Source organism: Streptomyces sp. NPDC101393 (assembly GCF_044767385.1).
In the GTDB taxonomy this organism is placed as follows: domain Bacteria; phylum Actinomycetota; class Actinomycetes; order Streptomycetales; family Streptomycetaceae; genus Streptomyces.
On the sequence record NZ_JBIWNU010000011.1, the window covers coordinates 21,861 to 38,912 of the forward strand.

Below are 17,052 nucleotides of genomic sequence, written 5' to 3' on the forward strand. Positions count from 1 at the left end.
GGAGCAGCTGCGCCGGCACCACCGAAACTATCAACGCAGGCGAGACGAAACCGACTTCAGAGATTCTTTTAGGGGTTTCTCCGGGCAGGACAGGGGGGTGGGGTCGGCGGACACAGCCGCACCCGTCACCATCCGTACCCGGTTGATTCCGTTAAGCGATTCAGGAGGCCACGTTGATGTGCTCCGCGCCGAAAGCGAAGTTCATCGTGAGCTGTCGCCGCCCCCGGATATTGAGCTTTCGGTAGACCCGGGTGAGGTGCTGCTCGACGGTACTCACCGTGATGTACAGCTCGGCCGCGATCTCTCGATTCGTGGACCCCTGTGCCGCGAGGGCGGCCACTCGCATTTCCGAATCGCTGAGCTGGGAGATCGGGCTGGACCTGGCGTCGTCCGGCGGGGACTGCTCGTGCGCTTTGAGGCACCCCGGACGGATGGCTTCGCACAGGGCTTCGGCCCCGCATTCCTTGGCCATCTGCCACGCCCGGTCCGTGATCACGCCGGCTCTGCTGAACTCGCCCAGCGCGCGGTGCGCCCGTCCGAGGTCGGCCAGCGCACGGGCCAGTTCCAGCCGGTCGCCGGAGCTCTCCAGCTCCGCCACCGCCTGGGCCAGCGTTCGGGGCCGTAGCGCAGGCTCGCTGACGGCCGCGTGCATGCGCAGGGCGGCCCCCCGGACGCGGGAACCACCCGCCGGTGTCAGCTGACTCCTGATCAGGCGCTCGGCGGGCTCGCGCTCGCCGATCCGCAGCCATGCCTCCGCGGCGTCCAAGCTCCAGGGCAGGAGCACGGGCTGGTCGACCTTCCATTGCTGGGCGAGTCGTCCCGCCGTGAGGAATTCCCCCAGCGCGGCGTGCGCCCGGCCGGTCGCGAGGTAGTAATGCCCCCGCGCCCGCAAGTACTTCAGTCCGTAGACGCTCCGGAACACGCTGTCCTGCACGGGGCGACTGAGCTGGCGGGCCGCGGCGCTCAGCCGTCCCATCGCCGTGTAGGCGAGGATCTGGGTGGCCAGGGCTCCCGCAGCGAACACGCTCCCGACCTCCTCCGTTACGCCGTCCAGCGAAGCAGCCGCGCAGTCCACCGCCTCGTGCAGACTGCCCTGCCAAAGGAACATCTCGCCCCGGATCATGGAGAGGATGGTCCGCCACCCTGGCGTCTGCCACCCCCGGGCCTCCCCGGTCAGCGACCCCCACCATGCTTCGCACCCGGCCGACCGGTCACCCCGGACCAGCGCGGACAAGGCTGTCGCCGCCGGCTCGAACGTCGCCTCGGTGAGCGCCAGGAGCTGGAGCGACCCCTCGGCGACGAGCAGAGCCGGTTCATCGCGGATCCGGCGTACCGGGAGGGACACGGCAGGTGCCGCCGGAGGGGCAGCCACCGACGTCAACGATGCCGGGAAGAGCGAGGTGTTGAGAACCCTGTACACGTCGGATGTGTCGGGCGCGTTCTCCCCGGCCCCGTCGAACCGGTGCAGGGTCCCCCGCGCGTCGTCGAACCGCCCGAGTGCGAGAAGCAGACGAGCCAGCGGACCGGCACAGGATTCGGGCAGCGTCCCGGCGTGCAGCAGCGCCAAGGGCTCCACCAGGTGGCCTTCGACGGCGCACGGGTCCAGCCGCAGCAGCACGGCCGCGAGCCGGAGCCGGATCTCGACGCGATGCACCGGGTCGGTGCAGGCGGCACAGGCGAGGTGGAGGAAGCGCACCGCAAGCGGTGCGTCGCCCGCGAGGACCTGCTCGGCCGCGCACCGGAGGACGTCAACGGCCCACCGGCCGGACGGGACCGAGGGGCCGGCGGCCAGCAGGTGCCCGGCAACCTCCGGGCTGCTGCCGCCCGTGCGGTGCAGCAGCTCCGCCGCCCGGTGGTGCAGAGCGGCGCGTACCTGCGGCGCCCATTCGTCGAGCAGCGTCGACTGCACCAACGGATGGCGGACCCTGCAGCCGTCCACCAGGCCGATCGCGCCGAGTGCCTGCAGGCCCCCGTTCACCGCGCCGCGGCTGACGTCCAGCATGAGGCTCAGCAGTTCGGGCGACGCGGCCCGCCCCAGCACCGACAGGCAATTGAAGAGGTCCTCCGCGAGCGGCCCCGAACGCTTCAGAAGACTGCGCACCGCCGCGACGAATGCCTCGCCTGCCCGGGGCTCACAGGACGCCGGGGGCCGCGCGATCGCGGCGGCGCGGTGATCCTCCGTCAAAGCCCGGAGAAGAAGCGGGTTCCCACCGCTGACCGCCCACCAGGCGGAAGCGCACCGCTGCGACTCCGTCGGCCCGAGCGTCCCGTTGAGCAACTCGGCGACGTCCTGCGGGCGGAGCGGCGGCAGGTACATACGGACAAGGTTCGGCTGCTGCAGGAACAGCGTGCGCAGCGCCGGATCATCCCGGCGCGCCTGCTCGGACTCCGTCAGCACGAGCAACAGTGGCGATGCCCCTGCGAAGGACACGGCGGCCAGCAGGTGGCGCAGCGTCGCCCCGTCGACGTACTGCATGTCGTCCACCATGATCACCACGGGGGCGCGTCCGGCAAGGTCGTGCAGCGCGAGGCGGACTGCACGTGCGCCCGCCGGGCCGACGGGCGCATCGGTGGTCCCGGCGGCGTTCCGTCCGGCCAATACGGTGCGCAACGGCTCAGCCACACGGGCCGGCAGGGCCGGTTCGTCGAGCAACTGTCGCAGGCCCGCCAGCGATATTCCCTGCTCGTCCTTGGTTCCGGTGATGCGGAGAACGGTGGCGCGGCAGTGTTCCGCGTATCGCGCAAATTCCGAGAGAAGTGCCGTCCTGCCGAATCCGGCCGGGCTTTGGAGGATTACCGTACCTGCGGCGCCGGTGAGGCATCGAGAGAACGTGTCCTTGAGTTCCCTCAATTGTTGGCCTCTGCCGACCGACGCACCCGGCGCCCCGCCATCGTTCTTCTCTGCCATTTTCGGCAGTCACTCCTCCATGAAATCCGCCACACACCGTGGGGCGGGCAGGGCGTTGCTGATGCTGCTGAACTGGGTGCGGACAACCTTCCGAACCCGAAGGGGGGTTCACCTCGCGGCTGTCCGTGATCGGATTCCGCTCACATCCCCCCGCGCCCTGGGGTATGGGTCGAGATGGCGCCGCACCGTCCCGGGGGTCCGCGCTCGAGCGCCTCCCCTGTTCCACAGTCTCCCCACGCACAAGGGTGGGGACATGAGTATTGATCACTCATCTCGCACGCAGAGACGTCGAGACGTCCGGGCACCCCTACGAAGACGGCGGCACGGGAGGGGAGGAACATAGGGGTACGCGCAAGGAGACCGGTCGCCCTAGCCTGTTGCCGTGATACCTCTCCACACACTCAAGCGGGACCGTCTCCGCTCCCGCCTTCCTGGCCGCACCGGCTGATGTCCCACGGCCAACTGCTCGGCATCAGCGACCTGCACGTCGCCTTTCCCGAAAACCGAGCCAGACTTGAGAAAATCCGCCCGGAATCGGACCACGACTGGTTGCTGGTGGCCGGCGACGTGGGCGAGATGTTTGCCGACATCGAGTGGGCACTGGGAACTCTGCGCTCCCGCTTCCGCAAAGTGATCTGGTCGCCCGGCAACCACGACCTGTGGACCCCGAGGGAGGACCCGGTCCAGGACCGCGGCGTGCAGCGCTATCGCCGCATCGTCGACCTGTGCCGGCGCCTGGACGTCCTCACCCCCGAAGATCCCTATGCGCAGTGGCAGGGGCCCGACGGGCCGGTCACCGTGGCCCCCCTGTTCGTGCTGTACGACTACTCCTTCCGCACCTCCACCGCCGCCACCAAGGAACAGTCACTGGCCCAGGCGGAGGAGGCGGGGATCGTCTGCTCTGACGAGTTCCTGCTGCACCCGGACCCCTACCCGAGCCGTGAGGCCTGGTGCCGGGCCCGGCTCGCGGAGTCCGAGCGCCGGCTCTCGGCCTGCGACCCGGATGTCCCCACGGTGCTCATGAACCACTACCCACTGGTCCGTGAGCCCACCAGGGTCCTGACACACCAGGAGTTCGCCCAGTGGTGCGGCACCGAAGGTACGCGCGACTGGCATGTACGGTTCCGTGCCGCCGCAGTGGTCTACGGGCACTTGCACATCCCCCGCACGACCTGGCACGACGGTGTGCGGTTCGAGGAGGTCTCGGTCGGCTATCCACGTGAATGGCGGCGCCCCGGCCACCCGCGCACCGTTCCCCGCCGCATCCTTCCGGCGGCGTCATGAGCGGCATCGGAGGCCGCGGCCCGTCGGCCGGCACACCGGCCGACGGGCCGTCACTGATCCGCGCGATACTGCCGGACTCCGTCGCCTCCGCCGAGACCACAACGGACATCACGGACACCCCGCTCCCTCCTGAGGAGCAGGCGCTGATCCGTACGTCCGTCGCGGGCCGTCGTGCGGAGTTCACCACCGGGCGTACCTGCGCCCGCCGCGCGCTGGCCGAGCTCGGGATGCCGACGGACCCGATTCTCGCCGACCCGCGCGGCGCTCCACGGTGGCCGTCCGGAGCGATCGGCAGCATCACCCACTGCGCCGGATACCGTGCCGCCGTGGTTGCCCGCACCTGCGACATCGCGACTCTCGGTATCGATGCCGAGGTCAACCAGCCCCTGCCGGCCGGTGTCCTGGACGCGGTGTCTCTGCCGGCGGAGCGGATGTGGGTGCACACGCTGCGGCGCGTACGCCCGGAAGTGCACTGGGACCGCCTGCTCTTCAGCATGAAGGAGACCGTCTACAAGGCGTGGTACCCGTTGGCTCACTGCATGCTGGACTTCGATGAAGCGCACCTGACCGTCGATCCGTCGCGGCGTACGTTCACGGCCCGGCTCCTGCGTCCCGGACCGGAGCTCTTCGGTCGGCCGGTGACCGGGTTCTCCGGGCAGTGGCTGGCAACGGAGAGCCTGGTAGTGGCTGCTGTCACCGTGCCGGCGGCCGGCCGGTGAGCCGCAAGTTCCCCAAATGCGTGGACCACCACACAGCCAGAAGGCAAGGGATATCCCTTACGGCACTACAGGAGCGCATATGACGGATCGACCGAGTGCGGAGCGGGCTGCTCTGGCTCTGCGGGAAGCGCGGGAGTACCAGGGTGCGGCGTTGACGGCGCGTCAGGAGCCGCTGCGGGTGAAGGTCGCATTGGCTCTGGTGGGGCTGGCGTTCGGTGCGTCTTACGACGTGTTCGACGATCCGGGGTCGACCCCCGTCCTGATGGTGACCGCCGTCCTCTGGGCCCACGGAATCGCCTCCAGGACCCCGCGCGGAGCCGCTCTGCTCGGATACGGCACCACCGGGGCCCGCAACCGACCACCGGCCTACGTCCTGGCCGTGCTCACCGCCGTCGCTCTGCTGATGGCCATCGGCTACTTCACCATCACCCCCCACTCCGCCTACCTGAACGACCACGTGCCCTACTGGCACACGATGGGCATGCTCCTGCTGATCATGGTGACCACCGCCCTGACTCCGCTCGACACCCGCTTCCGGAAGTGGCTGTTCAAACTGATCTCGAAGCGAGCGGGGTAGTGATGGCGAACCCCATCGCCCCGATCCTGGAGGAGGGACCGTTCCCGGCACGCCCCGGAATGTCCGAGACAGCATGGAGGGCACACATGTTCGCTTAGCCTGGATGCGTCGGGCTCCTGGACAGGGGGGCCGTATCCGCACGGCTCTGGGTGCAGCAGTATTCTGCGCGCTGGGAAACCGGCGTCGCCTGGGCACGAATGCAGGGACCGACCAGCAGAAATGTGGATCAGGTGAGGTATGGAGACCAGCTTCCTGCCCGTTGCGAGCCCGCTACAGCAAGGACCGCGACGCCGGGTGCCGGGAGAAGTGCCTCGCGACGGAGGCCAGGGTTCGAGAGCGAGGCATCGTGGATAAGGTCATGCTCACGGCCGCCGGTCTCTACGCCATCGTCCTGCTACGAGCCGGAGGGACATTCGCCCTCGGCTGGCTCGCCGGGGCAGGCGCCAGACGCGGCAGGCTCGCGAAGCGGACCTCGTCCGCAAAGTTCCGGAACGCCGAACGGGCGATCCAGCGGTGGGGCGCACCGGTTGTGGCGGTCTCTTTCCTGACCGTCGGTTTCCAGACCGCTGCCAATTTCCTCGCGGGGAGTATGCGTATGCCGCTGCCCCGCTACCTCCCGGCGCTCTTCCTGGGGGGAGCGGCCTGGGCGCTGGCCTACGCGACGGTCGGGATCGGCGCACTGGAACTGCTGGCCAAGCTGTTCGCCGAGGAGACGGTGCTCGGTGTGTCCGCGGTCGCCGGTCTCCTCCTCGCTGTGTGCGGCGTGGTGGTGTACCGGCGCAGAAGTGCTCGCCCGGCCCACCGCGACACCGCGGCCGACGAATCCTGACGCGGACCCGGGTGGTCCGGGCCCCGGCGGCGAGCGGGCCCGTTCGTAGCGGGGCTTCGATCTTGTATCGGTCGGCGGGCACACCACGGCCTGGGTGAGCGGCGGGTGCCCTGAACCGGCGAGTGACGCGCGCGACCAACCCGCACCGCAGTACTCGGGCCCACCATGGCCCAGCCAGAGCGCCGGGTCATCACCACTAGCTCCCCCGAGCGTCGCGATCCTTGCGTGATCACACGCTTCGAGCCCGGCCGGCGCGGCGGCGCGCTCCCCCGTGGCCTGGCACTGCTCGACTCTGCCCGCACTGCTCGGCTCGGCTCGGTATGAGCATTGGCTACTCATTCGCCCGGCGACGGCAGACCGCATGATGGGACGAGACGGGCCGATCCCCCAGCCGGTCGGCACATCCGGGTGGCGGGTGCCACGGAACGAAGGCAAGGAGCAGCGCGTGACGTCCGGCCGGTCAACCTCGGGTCCGAACGGCGACACGGCCGACGACCACGACGGGGCTGCCGCGCCGGGCGCCGACCAGCGCTACCGGTGGCCCTTCGCGGCCCGGGACGACGAGCTGGCCGCGTTCGAGACGTATCTCGACAACGACGCGGTGACCGCCCTGCTCGTGCACGGCCCGGCCGGCGTCGGCAAGACCCGGCTCGCGGAGGAATGCCTGAGCCGGGCGGAACGGCGCGGGCACCGCACCGAACGCACGGCCGCCACCCCGACCGGCACCGCACTGCCACTCGGTGCCCTCGGGCACCTGCTGCCGCCGGACGCGCCGGTACACGACCCGGTGCTGACATTCCATGCCGCGGCGCAGGCCTTCACCCCGCGCCCTGCGGGCGGGCGGCCCCGGCGCACCGTGGTGCTGGTCGACGACCTCCAGCTGCTGGACAACGCCTCTGCCGTGCTGCTCGGCCACCTGGCCCGGACCGGCTCGGTCTTCGTGGTGGGCACCGTACGCACCCCGGGCCCGCCGTCGGACGTGGTGGAGTCCTTCGAGCACGAGGAGAGCACCCGGCGGATGGACGTGGCCGCCTTCGCCGAGACCGAGGTCGCCGATCTCGTCCGCGGCTTCCTCGGCGGTCCGGTGGAACATGTCTCGCTGAGCACGCTGGCGCAGGCTTCGCGGGGCAACGCACTGGTGCTGCGCGAGTTGGCCGTCGGCGCCTTCACGTCCGGCGTTCTGGTGCGGGAGGCAGGGCTGTGGCGCCTGACCGGCAGGCTTGCCGGGACCCGCCGGCTGACCTCGATCGTCCGCAACCGGCTCGAAAACCGCACCGGCAGCCAGCACCGGCTGCTCGAACTTCTCGCCCTGTGCGAACCGCTGCCCCTGGACGTCCTCCAGAGCTGCGGCCACACCGACGACACCGAAGCGCTGGAGGAGCAGGGGCTGGTGCGCGTCCACATCAACGGACAGCGCATCGTGTGCACGCTGGACCACCCCCTGTACAGCCAGGTGATACGCAGCGGCATTTCCCCCGGGCGGCGCCGCGAGATCTACCGCGAACAGGCCTCCCGCCTCGCCGCACTGGGCGCTCGCCGCCGGGAGGACGGGCTGCGCCTGGCCTCCTGGCGGCGAGCCGCCGGACTTCCCGTCGGCCTCGACACGCTGCTGCCGGCGGCCCGGATGGCACGGCACGTACGGGACTACCCGACGGTCGTCGACCTGCTCGCGGGCATCGCGGAAGTGGACGCCACCTTGGAGGTCTGGCTGCTGCGCGGCGAGGCCCACCATCACACCGGCCGCTGGGATGCGGCGGAGGAGTGCCTGAGCGCCGCGGAGCGTCTGGCCGAGGGGGACGAGAACGTCCTGACGGTCGCCATGGAGCGCACCCAGAACCTCTACTGGGGCCTGGGTGACACCGCGCGTGCCCTGGACGTCAACACCCGGGCCGCCGCCCGGCTGGAGGTGAGCGGCCGGCAGGTGCTGCGCGTCAACGAGGCCGCCTACCGGCTCTACAGCGGTCGGGTGCCCGACGCTCTGCGACTCCTGGACGAGGCCGATGCGATCCCCGTCCCGAGACTTCGGATGTGGGCGCAGTTGCAGCGCTCCCTCGCCCTGTCCTACGCCGACCGCGGCGGCGAGGCGGCGGAGCTGGCCCGGGGGGTGCACGAGGAGCTGACCGCCGCCGAGGGCGAGCAGCGGCCGGGCAGCCCCTCCTCCCACGCCAGCGGACCCGCCATCTACCGCATCGCCGCGCTTACGGATGCCGGGCGCGCCCAGGAGGCGCGCGACGTGGGCCGGGCCGCGTTCGCCCAGGCCGTGGGCGCAAGAGCACTGGCGCCACAGATCTGGCTCGCCGCGCACCTGGGCCGCTGTGAACTGATCGCCGGGCACCTCGGGCCCGCGCACGACTGGTTCGTCGAGGCCCTGGGCCTGGCGCGCGGCCACCGCGTACGGCGGGCGGTGACCTTCGCGGGGGCCGGACTTGCCGTCGTGCTGGCGCAGACGGGCCGGGTCGACCGGGCGGATGCCGAACTGGCGCAACTCCGGGGGCCGGAGACCGAGCGTCAGCAGGCGTCCTTGATGATGCGGCAGCTCGCGACCGCCTGGAGGAGCGCGGTGAGCGGCGCGGCCGAAGAGGCGCAGCGGGTGCTCGCCGCGGCGGCCGGGCAGGCTCGCGAAGCGGGCATGTCCTCCTACGAGAGCTGGCTTCTGGGAGACGCCGCGCGCTTGGGTGCGGCGGCAGAAGTGCGCGGCAGGCTGGCGGAACTGTCCGCCGGCAGCGACAGCCCCCTCACCGCCGTCAGGGCTCGGCTGGCCGCGGCGCTCACGGACGGCGACCATGGGGAGCTGTACGAGGTGGCGCAGCGGTGCGGGCAGTTGCACGCCGATATGCCAGGAGCCGAGGCCGCCACCGAGGCGTCGGCCGCCGCCGGGCGGGCCGGCGACCCACGCGCCGCCGCGGCAGCCGCCGTGCTGGCCCGACGGCTGCTGGACCGCTGCGGCGCGGACCAGGTCACCGCTCCGCGCCTGCCCGCCACGGCCGTCCGCCCTCTCACGGACCGGGAGCGGCACGTGGCGCGGCTCGCCGCCGATGGGCTGTCCAGTCAGGAGATCGCCACCCGGCTGGTGCTCTCGGTGCGCACCGTCGACAACCATCTGCAGCGGATCTACGGCAAGCTCGGCGTCGTGTCCCGTCAGGAACTCGCCCGCGCCTTGGGGTAGTTGTGCCGCCCTCCGCGGTCGGGACGCCAGACGCCGTTCACCGTACGGCGGGCGGCCGGAGCGCCTCGTGCAGCGCCGTCCGGTTCGCGATCTCCAGCTTGGAGTAGACCCGTTGCAGGTGGTTGCCCACGGTGCGCACCGCCATGGACAGGTGCCCGGCGATCTCCTTGTTGCCGAGTCCGCTCGCCGCGGCCAGGGCCACCTGGAGTTCGCGCGCGGTCAGCCGGCACCGCATCGACGCCGGCACCAGCCCTGGTGTGCGGGCGCCTGATCCCCTGCCCAGGACCGCGAGGGCATGCGCCTGCGCGGCCTGCGCGGAGCCGTTGGCGCCTGCCCGGACGTGCGCGGTGGCGGCGGCGGTCCAGCTTTCCGCCGCGAGGAGCGTGGCCCCCAGGGAGGCCAGTTGCCGGGCGGACCGTTCCAGCCGGTCCGCCCGCCCGGATGCCAGCGCCCGCGCGAGGTCGGCGCGGGCGGCGACCAGCGCGCTGTCGGAGCCCGCGGCCAGCTCCCGTAGGGGCCGCTCGGTCTCCGCCGCCGCGCCCAGCCGCGCCGCGTCGCACAACAGGTGTGACTGCGCGGTGCGCAGACCGCGCCGGCCGGCCACCTCCGCCGCGTCCAGCGCCACGCCTCGGGCCTGCACCAATCGACCGGTCGCCGCCGCCAGCCAGACGGTGACCAAGGACGCTTCCGGGCGCCACCAGTGGCCCGGACGCAGCGACTGCGCTTCGTCCCACCACGTGGCGGCACGGTCGGCGTCGCCGCAGACCGCCGCGGCCAGCGCCTGACCGCACAGGCCCACCCACTCGCCGGAGCGCAGCCCCACCTCCCGGGCGTGCGCGAGGGTGCTGGCGTACCAGATCCGGGACTCGTGCAGCCGACCCCGCAGGTAGCAGATCCATCCCACGTGCTCCGCCAGCCAGGTCTGGGCGCTGCCTGCGCGAGCGTCCACCGCCAGGTCGTATCCCTGCCGGGCCAGTTCCTCCGCAGTGGCCAGGGATCCGGCCTCGGCCAGCGCGCGGGCCTCGGCGCCCACCAGCATCGCCGGATGCACCACGGTGTCGGCGGCGGCGCACGGCGGACGGCCGGCCCGCGACAGTCGGGCGGCCCGCACCGCATCGCCGGTTCGGCCCGATTCGGCCAGGCAGTACACGCGGGGCACCGCCGCGATCACGTCGGCCCGCGAGCCCGGCTCCGGCTCCACCGCCCGCCATACCCGCTCCGCCCGGCCCACATCTCCCGCCAGGCTCCACAGCACGGACTCGTGCGCGCCCAGGACCGGTTCGTCCGGGTGACCGGCGAACGCCTGCCGGGCCGTCGCGTTGAGCGCGAAGGCCTCGTCCATCCGTAGCAGCCCGAACGCCAGGCTCTGGGTGTGCAGCAGCACTGCCGGCAGCCGTTCGTCGTCCTCGGTGGACTCGTCCAGCGCCCGCCGCACCGTTCGCTCCGCCTCCTGCGGCTCCCCGCCTTCGTACAGTTCCTCGGCGAGCAGGAGCAGGGACCGGGGGCAGGGGCGCAGCCGCACCAACTCCTGTGCCAGCCGCAACGCGACCGTGTGGTCCTGGGCCCGGCGGGCCAGCACGAGCGCGCGCTCCACCTCGTCCGGGTCCACCCGGTCGGCGGCCTCGATGCGCCAGCGCACCGATCGCAGCAGGCCCTCGGGGCCGGTGTCCCGCCCCTGCGCACGCAGGGCCTGGTCCCGCAGGATCCGGCGGGACCGCTGTACGGGAAGGGCCGTGCGCAGCACGTCCCCGTAGAGCGGTCCTTCCAGTTCGGCGCAGGTGTGTTGTCCCTCCTCGACGATGCGTACCCAGCCCTCGGCCGCCAGGGAGTGCGCCTTCGCGCGCAGCGGCGGGTCCAGGGGGAGCCGCCCGCACACCGCCAACCGTTCGAGGAGACCGAGGCGTTCGGTGTCGAGGTGACGCAGCCGGGCCTCGATCAACGCCCGCAGTCGCGGGGTTGGCAAAAGGGGGCCGACCAGGCGCCACAGGTCCCCCTCGGGCACCAGCGCCCGGTCCCGCACCGCGCCCTCCACCAGTTCCCGCAGATCGCGCGGCCGCCCGCCGCTCGCCTGGTGCAGCATGCGGACCGCTCTGCGCTCCACGGCCCCACCCAGCGTCCGCTCCACCAGGTCGGCCACCACCTCCTGCGGCAGGGCTCGCAGCAGGACACGGTGCAGCGGGCGGTCCGGCCATGCCGGAGAGCGCGTGGCGTCGGCGGTGGCGATCAGCGCGACCCGGCGGGTGCGCAGCCAGGAGGTGAGCAGACGGATCGATGCCGGGTCCAGGTGGTGGGCGTCGTCCACGAGGAGTACGGGCCGCCGCCCGGAAGTCCGGCCGGTGGCGCTCAGGGCGGGCGGGGCGCCGTCGAGACCGGGGCGCAGCAGGTGGGCGAGGGCGCCGAGCGGCACGGAGCGGGCGGCGGGCGTCGCGATGACGCGCAGTTCCGGATGGCCCCGGCGCCCGGCCTGCCGCCAGCACTCGTACGCCAGCCTGCTGCGCCCGGTGCCGCACTCCCCGGCCACCAGCACACCGCTGCCGAGCGGGTCACGCAGCGCGCGGGCCGCCTCGGCCAGCTCCGCGTCGCGGCCGAGCAGCGGCCAGGGGCTTTCCGGCCGGGGTCGGCCGACCGGACTCGTGGTGTTCATCGGGTGCTTCCTGCACGTTGTCGGTGGCGGGCTGCCGGCGGGCGAGGTGCCGGTGACGCGCTGCGGCGGTGCGTCACTACAGAGGCCCATTGGCTGAGCCACTGAACCAGCCATGCGTAGCGTTCCCCACGAGCCCGCGGCCCGTCAACGTGCGTGCGCGGCCGGATGACGGATGCGGCCGCAGGACCGGTCCCGCGGATGCGGGCCTCTCCGGTCGAGATCCAGCACCTCGTAGGCACTCCCGTACGGGACTTCCGGCGCCCGGACACGGCGGCTGCCGTCCCTGGCGCTGCGCGACGACGCCCGGCCGGGCGATCTCCGAAACGCGCTGCCAAGTGCGCCGATCAGCGCCCCGACGCCGCGCGACGGGCCACACGAAGGGCCACCGACCGCAACGTCACGGCGACGCGCGAGAGGCCGCCGCGGTGCGTGCCTGCGCCGGCAGCGAGCAGGTGAGACGCACCGACGCGCAGGCGCGACCGGGCCGGACGCTGCCGGAGCATCCCCCCGGGAGGTGCCCTCACGCGCCGGTCCGCTGTGTCATCAACACCCGTAGCTCGCGGCGGTTCTCGGCACCGACCTTGCGGTAGATCCGGTAGAGGGTGTTGCTGACGGTGCGCGCCGACAGGCACAGCCGCTCGGCGATCTCCTTGTCCGCCATCCCGCCCGCCGCGAGGCCCGCGATCAGCCGCTCCCGGTCCGACAGGAGCGCCGCCCCGCCGAGGAAGCGCAGTGGCGGAGTATCGACCGGACCGCATCCGCGCAACAACTCGCGTGCCCTCGCGGTGGCCGCGGTGGCCGCCTTGACGCCCCCGGCATGACGGAGAAAACGCGCGAGTTCGGCATACGCCTCGGCCGCGTATAAGTCGGCCCCCATGTCCGCGAAGGCTCTCGCCACCCGTCCCATGAGCTTGGGTTCGCGGGACCGGTACGCCTCCGCATAGGCCAGCCGGGCCCGCAGAAACGCGCCCTCCAGGTGCAGGGTGCCGGGCGCCGGCTCCGGGCCCTGCAGGGACAGCCGCGCGCACTCGTGCAGCCCGATGGCGGCGTCGGCATGTGCGCCGTCCGCCACGGCCGCCGTCACCGCGTCGTGCAGTATGCGCGTGGCCACCTCGGTGTCCCCGCTCTCGTGGCGCTTCCGTGCCTCCACCACCGCCAGGAACATCGCGCAGTTTCCGGCCTCCTTCGCCGCCAGTCCGTCGGGGAGCGGATTGTCCGGCCGCCGGTCCGCCGGCAGACAGCTGATCGCAAGAGCCGCGTGGATGCCGGCCTTGGCCTGCCACTGCCGCCACCCGACGCGATAACTCGACGTGAAGGTGAAGCACTTCAGGGCGGCTTCGATGGTGCCCCGGTCGTGCAGCAGGTGTCCCAGGGCCAGACCCCGCTGCGCGTCGATGCGGACATGGTGGTTCTGCACGGCGTGCGCGTATTCCTGCCAATAGATCCGCTCCGCCTCGTCGAAGCGACCGCAGTAGTGGAGCGCGGAGGCGTGCAGCTCCTCCAGCGAATCCGCGTGGAACTTCGCGGGCCCGCCCGGTGCCTGGTCCATCTCTGCCCGCAGCGTGGCGTAAAGGCACAGTGCCTGCTCGGGCAGGCCCATGTGGCACAGCGACCCCATCATGATCAGACCTGCCTCCAGCGCGTGGCCGGCCGGTCCGTCTCGGCGCAGCGCCTCCGCCAACGCGTACGCGTCGGAGAACCCGCCCTGGAAGTACCGCGCGGCCATGCGGAAGTAGCGCTGTTCGCCGGCCGGCAGCCGGGGCAACACCCGTTCCAGCTCCTCGTACCCGGCCTGGAGCAGCATGCCGCGTGCCTCGGCCCGCTCCAGCGCACGGGCGAACCCCGGGCCACAGCCGCGCACCGCCGTGATGAACTCCGCCAGCCGGGGGAAGTCGGCACTGGCGGTGAGCGCCCGTGCGTGCAGCTCGGCTGTGTCCTCGTCCGGATGGTTCTGCCAGGCGGCCCGGCTCAGCCGCACGGCGCTCGGGAGCGCCAGGTCCCGCAGGCTCTGCTCGATCGCCCGTTCCAGCAGGGCCCGCGGCGGCGTTTCGTGGGCGTCCAGGTGCCATTCGGCCAGGCGACGGCAGTTGTCGTCGGTCATCAGCGCGGCCGGTCCGTGGTGGGCGGCCAGCCAGTCCCGCAGCCGACGGCGGCGGCGTAGCGGGGGCAGGCCGCACGACAACGCGTACGACGCCATCGGGTGGCCGATGCACACCCGTGGTTCGCCGGTTCCCTCGGCGCCGCCGTCCACGATGCGCAGCAGGTTCCGCCGCTCCAACTCCTCCAACTGCCGGGCGTCACAGAACCGTTCGACGGATGACAGGTGCGGACTGCCGGCCAGCGCCACCAGTTCCAGCACCGCACGGGAGGTCTCGTCGAGATCCCTCAGCTGCGGATCGACCAGTTCCAGCACGGAGGGCGGCACCGGAAGCTGCTCGCCGAAGAAGTGCCAGCAGCCCTCCGACCGCACCAGCAGCCGCTGTTCGACGGCCGCGCGGGCCACCTCGTGCAGCAGCCGCGGGTTACCACCGCACGCCTGGGCCAGCCGCGCGGCGCTGGTCTGCCCCAGGCCGCCCTCCAGCAGGGAGTCGGTCAGTTCCTTGACGCCGGCGGCGTCCAGCGGCTGCAGGTCCATGCGCACCAGTGACCGGTCGCTCCACAGCGCCTGGATCTCCGGCGCCGGCCCGAGCCGATCGGTGGTTGCCGAGACCAGCAGCTTGCCCGTCGGATGCCGGGCGGCCTGGTGCAGCAGCGGCCACAGGTCCGGGGCGAGCAGATGCACATCGTCGACGTTCAGCAACCAGGCGTCGGTCGTGGTGTCCTCCACCAGCCGGGCGATTTCGACGAGGGACCGGCCCGTCGCCGGAGAGCGGCGGGGGCCGTCAACGGCGGTCTCGGCCCGCGGATGCAGGCTGACCCACCGCCGGTGGGGCGCGAGGGCCCGCGCCTCGTGCAGCAGGCGGGTCCTGCCGATGCCGGGCGGCCCGGTGACCAGCACGCCACCCGGGCCCTGGCGGGACAGCAGTACCCGGCGGATCTGCTCCAGTTCACCGATCCGGCCGACGAAGGGTGAGCCGATGGCGAGAGTCGGGTGGTGTCCCGTCGCCGACGGGAGCAGGGGGAGCTGTCTGTGTTCCATGGGTTCCTGTGCTGGCGGATCGTGCCTGCGGCGGTACGGGCGGCGCATGCTGCCGGGTCGGCCGCCCCGCCCAAGGTGGCGGGTGGGACGTGACGCGCTCGCGCGGTACGTGGTCGTCGCGCACCGGACGAGGCCGGTTCCCGGGCAGTGCGGGCCCGCCGCGCGCGGGAGCGAGGCGTGGATGCCGGGGGGGCAAGCTGGGCGTGGTGAAGGTGATCTTCTCGGTCCCGGCCAGTTTCGGTGCCAGGCCGGCGGCCCACCAGGGCAGCGATTACTCAACTCGGCGCACATACCCACTGCCGAACGCCCGGCCGGACGACGACGGGCGGCCCGTTGGGGGCGCGCAGCGCAGCGGGTCCGCCGCCCACCTGTACCGCCCCGGGCCCGGCCCGAACCACGCGTGAGTGGTGAGTCTCCCCACCGCCCATCCGCCGCGACCGTATCCGCACCCGGCGGCCGTCCATTGAGTAGGTCTTGCTCAGCCAAGAACAGCCACCCGGGGTGATGCTGGGTCTCGCCACGGTCCCGGCCCGTACCGGAATCCTCACCGATGACGGCTCGGTCCGCGTCCGTTCACCGCCACCGGCCCGTGTGCCCTTCGCCCCCTCCCCTCCCAGTCCGAAGGCCCTCCGTTGCCACCTGCCCGAAGTCATTCCTTCGCCCCCCTCGCGCTTGCCGCACTGCTCACGGCCGCCGCCGTGACCTGTCTGGCGCCTGGTGAAGCCCACGCCCTCCCCGCAGGACCGACCGCCGTCGTCTCGCTCGGCGACAGCTACATCGCCGGCAACGCCGGCCGGTGGCGGGGAAACAGCGACGATCCCTTCGGTGACCGCAGCGGAACCGACCGCGCCGCGGTCACCGGTGGCTACGACGCGAGCAAGGTCTACGGGAACACGAACGGCGGCTGCTTCCGCTCGGATGTCGCCGAGATCGCCGGCACCCGGATTCCCGTGGACCGGGCCATCAATCTCGCCTGCTCGGGAGCCGAGTCCCGCAACCTCTGGCGCACCTCGCACGGCGGCCTGCCACTCGAAGGCGAGCGGCCGCAGGCCGACTCCCTGGCCGAGGTGGCCGCCACCCATCAGGTCCGGCTGGTGGCACTGTCGATCGGCGGCAACGACATCGGATTCGGCGACATCTTGCAGGCATGCATGACCAGTTACATGGGCGCGACCGGAACCTGCCACACCGCCCAGCAGGACGAGGTCCAGTCCCGCTTCGCCGCCGCGATGGCCGCGGTCGACACGTCGGTCAAGGAAGTCCGCGCCACGATGTCAGCGGCCGGATACGGCATCTCCGACTACCGGCTGGTCCTGCAGTCCTACCCGTCCCCCCTGCCGCGCGGGTCGGAGAACCGCTACGCGGAGGGCGGACCCCGTACGTACGAGGGCTGCCCGATGTACGACGCCGACCTCAACTGGGCACGGGACGACCTGATGCCGCGCCTCACCGCCGGACTCGCGTCGGTGGCGCGGGCCAACGGCACCGACTTCCTCGACCTCAGCGACGCCCTGCAGGGGCGTGAGGTCTGCTCCAGGAGCACGCAGATGGCTGACGCCACCCACAAGCCGTCCGCCGTCACGAGTGACTGGGCCCGCTACTTCAACACGGGCGCGTTCCAGGGGGAACTCAGGGAATCCCTGCATCCCAACGCCTATGGCCAGATCGCGCTCGGCAGGTGCCTGGGCCGTCTCTGGAACGCCGGCGGCGGCACCTGGAAATGCCACAACACCCCCGGTCAGGGCTATGACGGTATGACCCTCACCGCCGGCTGACCTTCCGCAGT

At 72.1% G+C, this 17,052-nt stretch carries 9 protein-coding genes; 6 read left to right on the plus strand and 3 right to left on the minus strand.

The window, feature by feature from the left end:
* Window positions 1–160: 160 nt before the first annotated feature.
* Entirely contained in the window at window positions 161–2,908 is a 2,748-nt protein-coding gene (locus tag ACIRQ7_RS30715; protein WP_404265881.1) for an AAA family ATPase, read from the minus strand.
* 447 nt (window positions 2,909–3,355) lie between these two features.
* Between ACIRQ7_RS30715 and ACIRQ7_RS30720 the strand changes: the two genes are divergently transcribed.
* From ACIRQ7_RS30720 to ACIRQ7_RS30740, 5 genes are all read left to right on the plus strand, one after another.
* The gene (locus tag ACIRQ7_RS30720) at window positions 3,356–4,192 is read left to right on the plus strand and encodes a metallophosphoesterase family protein (protein ID WP_404265882.1); all 837 of its coding nucleotides are present in this window, start codon (window positions 3,356–3,358) and stop codon (window positions 4,190–4,192) included.
* Window positions 4,189–4,911, plus strand: a complete 723-nt coding sequence (locus ACIRQ7_RS30725) for a 4'-phosphopantetheinyl transferase (protein ID WP_404265883.1) — start codon at window positions 4,189–4,191, stop codon at window positions 4,909–4,911. The genes ACIRQ7_RS30720 and ACIRQ7_RS30725 overlap by 4 nt, the downstream gene beginning before the upstream one ends.
* Before the next feature lie 79 nt (window positions 4,912–4,990).
* Window positions 4,991–5,488 carry a hypothetical protein gene (locus ACIRQ7_RS30730; RefSeq protein WP_404265884.1) on the plus strand — a complete coding sequence of 166 codons (498 nt, stop codon included), beginning with the start codon at window positions 4,991–4,993 and terminating at the stop codon, window positions 5,486–5,488.
* A gap of 358 nt (window positions 5,489–5,846) precedes the next feature.
* Window positions 5,847–6,317: a DedA family protein gene (locus ACIRQ7_RS30735; protein WP_404265885.1), complete on the plus strand. Its 471-nt coding sequence runs from the start codon at window positions 5,847–5,849 to the stop codon at window positions 6,315–6,317.
* A 445-nt stretch (window positions 6,318–6,762) separates the two neighbouring features.
* Complete coding sequence (locus ACIRQ7_RS30740; protein WP_404265886.1) at window positions 6,763–9,483, plus strand: LuxR C-terminal-related transcriptional regulator; 2,721 nt, start codon at window positions 6,763–6,765, stop codon at window positions 9,481–9,483.
* Window positions 9,484–9,520: 37 nt separating this feature from the next.
* Here ACIRQ7_RS30740 and ACIRQ7_RS30745 read toward each other — a convergent pair whose 3' ends face one another.
* Together ACIRQ7_RS30745 and ACIRQ7_RS30750 are read right to left on the minus strand one after the other, a co-directional pair.
* The gene (locus tag ACIRQ7_RS30745) at window positions 9,521–12,127 is read right to left on the minus strand and encodes a LuxR C-terminal-related transcriptional regulator (protein WP_404265887.1); all 2,607 of its coding nucleotides are present in this window, start codon (window positions 12,125–12,127) and stop codon (window positions 9,521–9,523) included.
* A gap of 520 nt (window positions 12,128–12,647) precedes the next feature.
* A complete protein-coding gene (locus ACIRQ7_RS30750; protein WP_404265888.1) occupies window positions 12,648–15,266 on the minus strand; it encodes a LuxR C-terminal-related transcriptional regulator in 2,619 nt (872 codons plus the stop codon).
* A 698-nt stretch (window positions 15,267–15,964) separates the two neighbouring features.
* Between ACIRQ7_RS30750 and ACIRQ7_RS30755 the strand changes: the two genes are divergently transcribed.
* Window positions 15,965–17,041 carry a GDSL-type esterase/lipase family protein gene (locus ACIRQ7_RS30755; RefSeq protein WP_404265889.1) on the plus strand — a complete coding sequence of 359 codons (1,077 nt, stop codon included), beginning with the start codon at window positions 15,965–15,967 and terminating at the stop codon, window positions 17,039–17,041.
* Window positions 17,042–17,052 lie beyond the last annotated feature (11 nt).